The 11,381-nt window shown below is 44.9% G+C and carries 9 protein-coding genes and 1 pseudogene; 9 read left to right on the top strand and 1 reads right to left on the bottom strand.

Annotated features, from left to right (window positions below; translation table 11 throughout):
* The 7 genes from hisIE to VIR50_RS03585 form a co-directional block, all read left to right on the top strand.
* The coding region (gene hisIE / locus VIR50_RS03615) for a bifunctional phosphoribosyl-AMP cyclohydrolase/phosphoribosyl-ATP diphosphatase HisIE (protein WP_331933773.1) at positions 1–610 on the top strand (610 nt) is incomplete at its 5' end.
* Between the two features lie 24 nt (positions 611–634).
* Positions 635–1,351 (top strand): cell division ATP-binding protein FtsE, encoded by a 717-nt coding sequence (locus tag VIR50_RS03610; RefSeq protein ID WP_331933772.1) that lies wholly within the window; start codon positions 635–637, stop codon positions 1,349–1,351.
* A 37-nt stretch (positions 1,352–1,388) separates the two neighbouring features.
* Positions 1,389–2,708 (top strand): aspartate kinase, encoded by a 1,320-nt coding sequence (locus tag VIR50_RS03605; RefSeq protein ID WP_331933771.1) that lies wholly within the window; start codon positions 1,389–1,391, stop codon positions 2,706–2,708.
* Between the two features lie 9 nt (positions 2,709–2,717).
* A complete protein-coding gene (gene lysA / locus VIR50_RS03600) occupies positions 2,718–3,875 on the top strand; it encodes a diaminopimelate decarboxylase (protein WP_331933770.1) in 1,158 nt (385 codons plus the stop codon).
* Positions 3,876–3,979: 104 nt separating this feature from the next.
* Positions 3,980–5,026 (top strand): glycosyl transferase family 2, encoded by a 1,047-nt coding sequence (locus VIR50_RS03595; protein ID WP_331933769.1) that lies wholly within the window; start codon positions 3,980–3,982, stop codon positions 5,024–5,026.
* Positions 5,027–5,053: 27 nt separating this feature from the next.
* On the top strand, positions 5,054–5,836 hold the full coding sequence (locus tag VIR50_RS03590; RefSeq protein WP_331933768.1) for a hypothetical protein: 783 nt from the start codon (positions 5,054–5,056) through the stop codon (positions 5,834–5,836).
* Positions 5,837–5,929: 93 nt separating this feature from the next.
* Positions 5,930–7,909, top strand: coding sequence for a fructose-1,6-bisphosphatase (locus VIR50_RS03585; protein ID WP_331933767.1), 1,980 nt, complete (start codon positions 5,930–5,932; stop codon positions 7,907–7,909).
* Positions 7,910–8,472: 563 nt separating this feature from the next.
* Here VIR50_RS03585 and VIR50_RS03580 read toward each other — a convergent pair.
* The gene (locus VIR50_RS03580) at positions 8,473–9,585 is read right to left on the bottom strand and encodes a hypothetical protein (protein ID WP_331933766.1); all 1,113 of its coding nucleotides are present in this window, start codon (positions 9,583–9,585) and stop codon (positions 8,473–8,475) included.
* A 147-nt stretch (positions 9,586–9,732) separates the two neighbouring features.
* Between VIR50_RS03580 and VIR50_RS03575 the strand changes: the two genes are divergently transcribed.
* Together VIR50_RS03575 and VIR50_RS03570 are read left to right on the top strand one after the other, a co-directional pair.
* Positions 9,733–10,920 (top strand): ATP-binding protein, encoded by a 1,188-nt coding sequence (locus VIR50_RS03575; protein WP_331933765.1) that lies wholly within the window; start codon positions 9,733–9,735, stop codon positions 10,918–10,920.
* A gap of 56 nt (positions 10,921–10,976) precedes the next feature.
* Positions 10,977–11,381, top strand: a pseudogene (locus VIR50_RS03570) (pyruvate:ferredoxin (flavodoxin) oxidoreductase); the annotation flags it as partial.

Here is an 11,381-nt window from a genome sequence, read left to right as displayed (position 1 = left end):
TGCCATAATCCAAGACGCTTCTACACTAAAAGTGCTAATGCTTGGATTCATGAATGTGGCTGCTTATCAGAAAACCATAGAAAGTAACAAGGTAACTTTTTGGAGCCGTAGCCGTCAATGCCTATGGACAAAGGGAGAAACAAGTGGTAATTATCTACATGTTGTCGATATTAAAAACGACTGCGATAATGATACGTTGCTCATCAAAGTCCATCCTGATGGTCCCACATGCCATAAAGGAACCGATACTTGTTGGGCTGAGGAAAACCGTTACAACCCTATTCTCTTCCTCAGCGAACTGCAAAATTTTATCGATAAACGCCATCAAGAAATGCCGGAAGGCAGCTATACGACCAGTCTTTTCAATAAAGGGGTAAATCGTATGGCCCAAAAAGTAGGTGAAGAGGCCCTCGAAACCGTTATAGAAGCTACGGCCGGCACAGATGAGAAAATGATTTACGAGGCTTCAGATATGCTTTATCACCTTATCGTTTTACTGACAAGCAAAGGTTTAAGGATAGAAAATGTTGCGCTTGAACTGCTTAAACGTCATAACCCTGATTGGGATAAAGCACGCAGAGAAGCCAAAAGTAAAGGAGAAATCGACTAACCCCAAATAACTTTATTAGGAATTATGCTGATTGATTATAAGAAAGTAAACATATATCAAGCTGAAAATCTCATTCTAAAAGATGTCAATTTTCAGGTTTCCGAAGGAGAGTTTATCTATATCATTGGTAAGGTAGGATCAGGCAAAAGCAGCTTGTTAAAGACATTATACTGCGAGCTTGACCTTGTAGAAGATGAAGCCGAGCAGGCAGAAGTGCTCGGAAGAAACCTTTTAGAGCTCAAACGCAAAGAGATTCCGGCCCTTCGTCGAGAAATGGGTATCATCTTTCAAGACTTCCAATTACTCCACGACCGCACCGTCCGGAAGAACTTACAATTTGTTTTAAAGGCAACAGATTGGAAGAACAAGCAAGAAATCGACCAACGAATAGAGGAAGTTCTCAACGAAGTTGGGCTCATTGAGAAGATAGATAAAATGCCCCATGAACTTTCAGGAGGTGAACAACAGCGCATTGCCATAGCACGAGCACTGCTCAACAAACCACAAATCATCATTGCGGATGAGCCTACCGGAAACTTAGATCCCGAAACAGCGAGCAGCATTATACAGCTACTCAAGAATGCGACAACTACAGGCGCAGCCGTTGTTATGACCACACATAACATCCCAATGCTTGATAAATATCCCGGCATTGTCTACAAATGTGACAATGGGAATATAAGCGACATCACACACGAATACAACAAACTCAATCTTACGGAAGAACCCTTAGAACCTTAGTAAGATTAAGACTGATCATCAAAATATAATAGAGGTTATGAAGGTAATGAAATTTGGAGGAACATCTGTTGGCTCACCGGAACGGATGAAAAGTGTTTCCTCACTAATAACCAAAAGCGGCGAACCCACATTCGTTGTCCTTTCAGCAATGAGTGGTACAACAAACTCTCTTATAGAAATAAGCGACTATCTCTATAAGAAGAACCCCGAAGGGGCCAACGAAGTCATTAATTCACTTGAAAATAAGTACCTCAAACACGCAGAAGAATTATATTCAACCGAGGAATACAAACAAAAAACAAGAGAATTCCTGAAAGATGAGTTCAATCTTCTACGTTCATCAACCAAAGATTTATTCACTTCATTTGAAGAAAAATGTATTGTGGCACAGGGAGAAATCATCAGTACCACAATGGTTGTCAACTATCTGAATGAAATTGGCGTGAAGGCTGTCTTGTTGAATGCGCTTGATTTCATGCGGACAGATAAGAATTCCGAGCCCGATCCTCAATATATCAAAGAGAAGTTAGAGGAAATCATGCGTGCCAACGAAGGCTATCAAATCTATATTACGCAAGGTTTCATCTGCCGCAATGCCTATGGCGAAATCGACAACTTGCTTCGCGGTGGTTCCGATTATACCGCCTCACTGATTGGCGCTGCGCTTTCAGCGGAGGAAATCGTTATTTGGACGGATATTGATGGCATGCACAATAACGATCCACGCATAGTGGAGAAGACCGAAGCCGTAAGACAACTCAACTTTGAAGAAGCTGCGGAATTAGCTTATTTTGGAGCTAAGATACTCCACCCCACCTGCGTTCAACCCGCAAAATATACCGGTATTCCCGTTAGACTTAAAAATACGATGGCCCCAGACGCCGAAGGTACCATTATCAATAACGTGTTGGTAAGGGGCAAAATCAAAGCCGTGGCGGCCAAAGACAATATTACGGCCATCAAGATTAAGTCCAGTCGCATGCTCTTAGCTACCGGATTTCTTCGCAAAGTCTTTGAAATATTCGAGAGCTATCAAACTCCTATCGACATGATTACGACCAGTGAGGTCGGCCTTTCCATGAGTATCGACAACTCATCCCATCTAAATGAAATCGTTGATGAGCTGAAGAAATACGGCACCGTCACCGTAGATACCGACATGTGTATCATCTGTGTCGTTGGCGATTTGGACTGGAGCAACCTCGGTTTTGAGTCTATCGTTCTTGAAGCGTTGAAAGATATACCGGTCAGAATGATTTCTTACGGCGGAAGCAATTACAATATTTCTTTCCTCATCAGGGAAAACGACAAGAAGCGTGCATTGCAAAACCTGAGCAATGTCTTATTCAATAACTAACATTCCACTATGAAAGGTGAGTTTCCGGTAGATAAGTTTCATCACATAGAAACCCCATTCTACTATTACGACACACAGCTTTTGCTCCGCACGCTGCAGACTATCAACGAAGAAGTAGCCCAATATCCCAATTTTGAGGTGCATTATGCCGTAAAAGCAAATGCCAATCCCAAAGTGCTTCACCTCATCCGGCAAGCTGATTTGGGAGCCGACTGCGTCAGTGGAGGCGAAATCCAAGCTGCGTTAGACGCCGGATTTCCAGCGAATAAAATCGTTTATGCCGGTGTAGGCAAAAGCGATAAGGAAATAAATTTGGGACTTGACAACGATATTTTCTGCTTCAACGCCGAAAGTCAAGCCGAGATTGAGGTTATCAATGAATTGGCTAAAAGTCGTAATAAGGTCGCTCGAATAGCGCTTCGTATCAATCCTGACGTGGGCGCACATACCCATGCCAACATTACAACAGGATTGGCTGAGAATAAATTTGGCATTGCCATGAATGACATGGAGCCTATCATCCAACAAATGAAAACCATGTCAAATGTTGAATTCATAGGACTTCACTTCCACATTGGTAGCCAAATTCTCGACATGACCGACTTTGAAGCCTTGTGTTATCGTATCAATGAACTTCAAGACCAGCTGGAGCAACACCATATCTCTGTTAAAAACATCAATGTGGGCGGTGGATTGGGTATTCACTATGACTGCCCTGACGAGCAACCTATCCCCGACTTTCATCAATACTTTGCTATCTACGCCCACCACCTACAGCTCCGCAAGGGACAAAAACTTCACTTTGAATTAGGCCGTTCGGTCGTAGGCCAAATGGGAAGCCTCATCGCTCGAACCCTATATATTAAGCAAGGAAACGCCAAGCAATTCGCTATACTCGATGCGGGAATGACCGATCTCATTCGACCCGCCTTGTATCAAGCCCACCATAAGATAGAAAATATTTCAAGCGATGCGCCTACGGAGACCTACGATGTCGTCGGTCCGATTTGCGAATCGAGTGATGTATTTGCCAAATCCATTGAACTTAATAAAACAAAACGAGGTGACTTGATAGCCATACGCTCCGCCGGGGCCTATGGAGAAATTATGGCCAGTCAATACAACTGCCGTAAACTGCCCATCGGTTACCTAACTGAAGATTTATGATTTTCGACACTATCACGATTATTTGCTGCGCCACGGCGCTTATTCTCACTCTTCTCTCCATTTTCTCCACCCCATTTCTCAGGATTCTCCGCCCATTATCAAAAATGCGAACGGAAGAAAATGAAGACGAAGCGCATACCCCTCCCTTATCCATTATCTTATATTCTCACGATCAGGCACAAGAATTGGAGCGCAACCTTCCCTTGTTTCTGCAACAGGAATATGAGGGCGATTACAAGGTTGTGGTCATAATAGACAAAGGCGATACCGAGTCGGAGGATGTCATGAAGCGCAATGCCCACGAGCCACGCCTTTACACGACCTATATTCCCAATACTTCCAGATACATGAGCCGGAAGAAATTGGCCATAACCGTAGGTGTCAAGGCTGCTCAAACCGATTGGGTTATCGTAACAGAACCTACATGTCGGCCTGCCGATACGCAATGGCTGAAAGGCATGGCCGCCCAATGCACGCCCGATAAGAATCTTGTCGTAAACTACACCGCCTACGATGAGGACGAGCCCGCTATCCGACGCTTCTATCACCTACTGACTGAAAGCTACCTGCTCAGGGCTGCCCATAAGAAGATTGCATTCAGCACGGACAGTCCCTGCGTAGCTTTCCGCAAAGAAGAATTTATCCGTGAAAACGGCTTTTTAGGCAATTTGCAATTCAATTGTGGCGAATATAGCAGCCTTGTCAATAAATATGCGCACGAGGGAATGACCTCCGTCTGCCTCAACTTGGAGCACCCACTCACCGAAGATATACCTTCCAAGAAAACATGGGTCCATAAACGATTGTGTTATAACGCCATCCGCAGCTCCTTGATGCGCCGCCACACCTACTGCGGACTATGGAACATTGACATGGCTTTACTCCATATCAGCATGTTGGTCAACCTCTTACTGATTACTTATTCCGCCATTGTACACAACTGGATTGTGCTGGGCGTATCATCCTGCATGCTTCTTAGCTGGCTCATTGCGCACACCGTATTTTGCAAAAAAGCAGCCCATCGCATGGGAGTAGCGCTAAACGTCTTCCGCATCATGCCCATGTATCTCCTTATCATTTGGTATGATTTATTGCTTGCCATGCGTTTTCGCTCTGCCGACAAGAATGACTTTACCACCCATAAGCTTTAAGTAAACATTATTTTCAGAGCTGTTTCTATGGAGAAAATGAAAATAAAGATTATCACTCACTGCCACCCTAAAGACACCGTAGCCCCCCTATTGGTATCAACCATAAGCCATCATCTTTCCGAGAAAGCCATGGTCAATGCCGAAGAAGAGCCCGATATTGTTCATGTGTTTGGCGCGTGGAACAATCATACCTTCAAAGCGGTAACCCACTATGCCAACCTTAAAATTCCCGTGGTCTATTCCCCATTGGGAGGCATAACGCCATGGATGGTGAAAGCAAAGCGCAATACACTCCACGGACTTGCACAGCTACGAAGCCAAAGAGCAGCCATCATGCGGGCCAACAGTCTTGTTGCCTTCAGCAAGACAGAGGTACAGATGGCACGGAAATGGATTGATGACCAAAAGATTTTAGAACTTCGCAACGCTGTCATCACCAATAAATACCCCATTTCCACCCTCATTGCCGAACTGCTGCGCCACTATGAGCAAGTCATAGCCACCCACGACCGGACAATTCGTGAGCATATTGACACACAAGTGAACGGCATGCACATTGAAGACGACAACATCCGCACCCTGCTTTGCAAAATCTTATATTTGCAATATGAGCAACATAGAGGTACAATCCACCACCCTACGCTGCAAGACTTGTCGCAACACCTGATAGAACTCGACTTTGATGAGGACTTATTCGTGCAGACCGTCCGGCATGCGAAGCTACTGAAGTTCGTTTCTATCCTACAAGATAAGATGTCAAAGGAATGCGGTCTAACGGAAGGCTTCATGCCTATACCGCTAAAGAGCTAATTTTCAATATTTTATCATCTACGCTTCATTTTTCTTAAAAAGCCCCACTCTTTTTCCCTCACGCCCCTTATTCTATTTTAAAAACTTACTATCATGTACGACATAGAAAAAGATTTACACTATTTAGAGCTGCTTTCGCAATCGTTCCCAACGATAGCCGACGCAAGTACAGAAATCATTAATCTATCTGCTATACTCAATTTGCCCAAGGGAACGGAGCACTTTTTGGCCGACGTACATGGCGAGTATCAGGCTTTCCGACATGTACTTAAAAACGCCTCGGGCAACATCAAGCGCAAAGTTAACGACCTCTTCGGCAACACCTTGCGCGAACAAGACAAGCGAGAGCTATGCACCCTGATCTATTATCCCGAACAAAAGCTCGAGCTTGTCAAAGCCAATGAGCCTTACTTAAAGGACTGGTACTACATCACACTCCACCAACTTGTAGGCGTTTGCAGGGATATTTCCAGCAAATACACCCGAAGCAAAGTAAGAAAATCTCTGCCCTCAGAGTTTAGTTACATCATTCAAGAACTTCTACACGAGCGTACCGAGGACAGCAACAAGACCGCCTATGTCAATGGTATCATCGATACGATTATCTCCACCGGGCGAGCCGATGATTTCATTATTGCCATAGCCAACGTTATTCAGCGGCTGGCCATTGACCAACTCCATATCCTCGGCGACATATACGACCGCGGTCCGGGCGCCCATATCATCATGGATACGCTCAAACGCTACCACAGTTGGGACATACAATGGGGTAATCACGACATACTTTGGATGGGTGCCTGCGCCGGCAACGACGCTTGCATCTGCAATGTCATCCGCCTTTCCCTGCGCTATGCCAACCTCGCCACCCTTGAAGATGGCTACGGCATTAATCTCCTGCCACTGGCCACCTTCGCCTTGGAGACCTATGGCGACGATCCTTGTGAGGAGTTTATTCCCCGTTTGAGCGGAGGCGCCAAGGAAATCGACCCAAAGACGCTCCGCCTTTCGGCCCTCATGCACAAGGCTATCGCCATTATCCAATTCAAGGAGGAGGCCAAAATCTATCAGCGCCACCCCGAATGGGGCATGGAAAACCGGCAGCTCTTTAACTTCATCGACTACGAGCGGGGCACCATTACGCTCAATGGAAAAGAATATCCGCTGACAAGCAACCACTTTCCCACCATCAATCCCGAGCACCCTAACGAACTTACGTTCGAGGAAAAACAGCTGATGGGCAAGTTACACCACTCTTTCCAAGCCTGCGAAAAGCTGCGTAAACACATCGGACTGCTGCTTAGCCACGGTTGTATGTACGCCGTCTACAATAACAACTTGCTTTTCCACGCCTCCATACCGCTCAATGCCGACGGCAGCCTGAAAGAAGTTGAAATCTATCCGGGCAAACGCTATGCCGGCAAAGACCTGATGTATCACATCGGTATGCAGATAAGGGCCGCCTTCCAGAACGACTCCGAGCCACAGGAAAAGGAGCATGCCATTGATTATTTCCTCTATTTGTGGTGTGGACCGGAAAGCCCTCTGTTCGACAAAAGCAAGATGGCGACCTTTGAGCGCTATTTCATAAAAGAAAAAGAAACACACAAGGAGGAGAAAGGCAACTACTTCAAACTGCGCGACCAAGAGCAGATAGCCGACCACATTTTGGACGCATTCAACATCAAAGGCAACAACCGGCATATCATCAACGGCCATGTGCCCGTACATGCCATGGATGGTGAGAACCCCATTAAGGCCAATGGTAAACTCATGGTCATCGACGGTGGATTCTCGCAAGCCTATCACAAGGAAACCGGCATAGCCGGTTACACGCTCGTGTACCACAGCCGCGGCTTCCAATTAGTGCAGCATGAGCCGTTCACCAACACGGCCGACGCCATTCAACGGGGCACCGATATTAAGAGCACCACGGTCATCGTGGAAATGAGCACGCACCGAATGCTCGTGGCCGATACCGACAAAGGAACCGAGCTGCGCCAGCAAGTAAGCGATTTGCAGGAGCTTCTCTATGCCTACCGCCACGGTTTCCTGAAAGAAAGAGCGCCCAAATAAGCCACTGCTTTTGTAAATATTTCAGTAAGAAAATTAACACTTTACAGACTGACCATCCCGCTGAAAAGATGTGATAAAGTTTGAATAAAAATAAGGGAATCCCAGCGTGGGATTCCCTTTATTTCATTTTCGCCATTCCAAAGCACTGCTTTTAAGGTACTACAATAAGGTTTTTGCGCCATTAAAGGCCCATTATCCCATTCTCGAAGCAGTGCTTTGAGCGGACGAAAACGTAGCTATGGGCAAATAATTTCCGGCTCCTTTCTGCTTAATTATTTACAAACTGTTATTTATCAAATAGTTACAAACTTCGCCATAGTTTAGATATTTCCGTCCACATGGGTCGTGTTTGAAAACATAGCTGCCGTTTTCAACCTTTTTGTAAGGAAAGAAGAGGAAAATTAACAATCGCTTTTTTAATAAACACAGTTTCGCTTAACGATAATAATAAGATAGGTATTGACTAAGTTTCATGCCCATAGAAAACATGTCAAAGGGCACTCCGCAAAGGTAAAAGCATATCACGAAACAAACAGAACAAATGCTTTAACCTTTAAATCTATTTACTTGATATTGATAATATCTACACATGCGTTTGATGGGTTCAGCCTCATCCATCCTCGTTTTCCCGTTCTTGAATAGAGGTCGATGGCTACATGGCCCATTGTCCGTCGCAAATTCAGCTCTATCATGGGGGCTATCTCCCCATCCTTGAGTACCATCATATCAACACCCAAAGGCCCATTGTACCATAGGGGTAAATGTTTCTTCAACAGCGCAAGGAGCTTTTCCATTACCAAATCCAAGGTTTCCAAACGGATATGAGCCGCAAGCAAACTGCGCTTATGCAGCTCTGAATCCAACAGATTGCCCAAATAAGCGCCATTTTCAGCCTTAAATATGCTGAGACCACAATACTTTATCTCTCCCGAAACAGCTTCCAGCTCTACGCCAAAGTCCATGATTTTCCCCTCCAAGTAAGGCTCCATCATGATACTACCTTGCGAACGGATGATATTTTTAACCCAATTCTCCTGATGAATTTCTACCTCTACGCCGCCCTCTTGTGCCTCTTTAGCCGGTCGCCAACGAGGTTCCAACAGCCTAACCCCGCGCCCACTGCTACTCCAAGGGGCTTTTACGACATAATTTCGTTGGGACTGTAAGGAACGGAATAAGGTGTCATAATCAAAAAACTGTTTGACTTTGCCCACCGTATGGGGCAACCGCAATAATTCATCCATCAAATGATTTGCCGCCCAAAAACGAGCGCTGGTCATACGCAATTCGGACAATGCCTCCGCCGAAGGGAGCAACGAAGCAAAATGAGGGTTAATATCCAGCAGGCCGGTAGCCAATTTTGCATCCATTCCCCAAGCGTCTATGCCGGATATACGGGCTACCAACTCGTCATCAACCAGCATTTCAGGTGTAACGAATTGCACATTTGCAAGTTTTCGTTCACCTCCTTCCGCACTCATGGAAAGAAGATTTGAACAACTCGTTACCGCCTTATCCACGTCATTTACCAACACTAAATCGCCCTCATCGGCCCATATCATCGGTAAAAAGGCAAACATTTCCTTTAAGTTTGCCACCGCTTTGGGAAGGGTGAAACGCTTGAGATTGACCGCAAGCGATATGTCATGCTCGGGATTAAAAATATGAATTACCACGCCACAAAGGTATAAAAACTTGCTATTTGCACCTTAGTGAGGCCATGGAATATTGAAAAATTAATTGTTTTTTGTAATCCGGAGTTTGCAATTTCACAAATAGTTAGTATCTTTGCATTGTCAATTATAAAATAACAAGAGTACAATATGGAAGCCTTTTTTCGGACTCACTCCTATCTGGTTGAGCACACCGACGCTCAAGTCCGTCGCACCCTCATGGATGAGATTGATTGGAACGACCACATGATAGGTATCAAAGGCACCAGAGGCGTTGGCAAGACGACTTTCCTCTTGCAATATGCCAAAGAGAAATATGGCGCTACGGATAGAAGATGTCTGTACGTCAACATGAATAATTTCTATTTCCAAGGGAAAGGCATAGCCGAGTTTGCCGCTGAATTCGTAAATCATAACGGCAAGGTTTTATTGATTGACCAAGTCTTCAAGCAACCTAACTGGAGTATGGAGCTAAGGAAATGTCACGATCTTTTTCCACAGCTTCAAATCGTTTTTACCGGTTCCAGCGTGATGCGATTGAAAGACGAGAACCCTGAACTTAACGGAATTGTGAAGAGTTATAACCTTCGTGGTTTCTCTTTCCGTGAGTATCTCAACCTGCAAACGGGCAATTCCTTCAAGCCTTATTCGCTGGAAGAAATCCTCCAGTCGCATGAGCAGATTATCAAAAGCATTCTACCTAAAGTCAGCCCCTCGTCTTACTTCTTGGATTATATCCATCATGGCTTTTATCCTTTCTTCCTTGAGCAACGCAATTTCTCGGAGAATCTGTTGAAAACCATGAACATGATGACCGAGGTAGATATATTGTTGATCAAGCAGATAGAGCTTAAATATCTTACGAAAATCAAAAAACTATTCTATCTGTTGGCCGTTGACGGGCCCAAGGTGCCCAACATCAGCAATTTGGCACATGAGATAGAAACGAGCCGGGCCACGGTAATGAACTATATAAAGTACTTGGCTGACGCACGACTCATTAATATTATATATCCCGTTGGTGAGGATTTCCCGAAGAAACCAAGCAAGATAATGATGCACAACTCTAATCTGATGTATGCCATTTATCCCATTCAGGTGATTTCGCAGGACCTCATGGAAACATTCTTTGTCAACTCACTGTGGAAAGACCACGCCGTGAATCAGGGAAACAAAGACCACTTATTCATCGTGGACGAGAAGCTGAAATTCCGTGTCTGCGACGCTTTAAGTGACCATAAGATAAGATACAACACAGACACTCTCTATGCACGATACAATACAGAAATAGGTAAGGGCAATCAAATACCACTTTGGCTCTTAGGATTTCTCTATTAATATCGTTCTTTTATTATATAAACAAAGACATTATACATTCATTTAATTTTAATAAAATGGCTAAAGAAAAAAAGTTTATGACGTGTGATGGTAATACCGCCGCCGCACATGTGAGCTACATGTTCACAGAGGTAGCCGCCATCTATCCTATTACTCCGTCATCTCCAATGGCAGAGCATGTTGACGAATGGGCTGCCAAAGGCCGTAAGAACCTCTTCGGTCAGACAGTCTCTATCCAAGAGATGGAATCTGAAGGTGGTGCTGCCGGTGCAGTACACGGCTCATTGCAGGCCGGTGCACTTACATCAACCTACACTGCCTCACAAGGTTTGCTGTTGATGATTCCTAACATGTACAAGATTGCCGGTGAATTGCTGCCTTGCGTATTCAACGTTTCAGCCCGTACATTAGCTTCTCACTCTCTCTGTATTTTCGGTGACCATCAGGACGTTATGGCTTGT

Source organism: Prevotella sp. (assembly GCF_036570325.1).
Classification (GTDB): domain Bacteria; phylum Bacteroidota; class Bacteroidia; order Bacteroidales; family Bacteroidaceae; genus Prevotella.
Note: the sequence above shows the minus strand (reverse complement) of the source record. Positions and strands in the feature narration are given on the sequence as shown.

Excerpts from the sequence above, each read along its gene's own strand:
- lysA (WP_331933770.1), top strand. The coding sequence starts at position 2,718 with ATGAAAGGTGAGTTTCCGGTAGATAAGTTTCATCACATAGAAACCCCA.
- VIR50_RS03605 (WP_331933771.1), top strand. The coding sequence starts at position 1,389 with ATGAAGGTAATGAAATTTGGAGGAACATCTGTTGGCTCACCGGAACGG.
- VIR50_RS03590 (WP_331933768.1), top strand. The coding sequence starts at position 5,054 with ATGGAGAAAATGAAAATAAAGATTATCACTCACTGCCACCCTAAAGAC.
- VIR50_RS03585 (WP_331933767.1), top strand. The coding sequence starts at position 5,930 with ATGTACGACATAGAAAAAGATTTACACTATTTAGAGCTGCTTTCGCAA.
- VIR50_RS03575 (WP_331933765.1), top strand. The coding sequence starts at position 9,733 with ATGGAAGCCTTTTTTCGGACTCACTCCTATCTGGTTGAGCACACCGAC.
- VIR50_RS03595 (WP_331933769.1), top strand. The coding sequence starts at position 3,980 with ATGCGAACGGAAGAAAATGAAGACGAAGCGCATACCCCTCCCTTATCC.
- VIR50_RS03610 (WP_331933772.1), top strand. The coding sequence starts at position 635 with ATGCTGATTGATTATAAGAAAGTAAACATATATCAAGCTGAAAATCTC.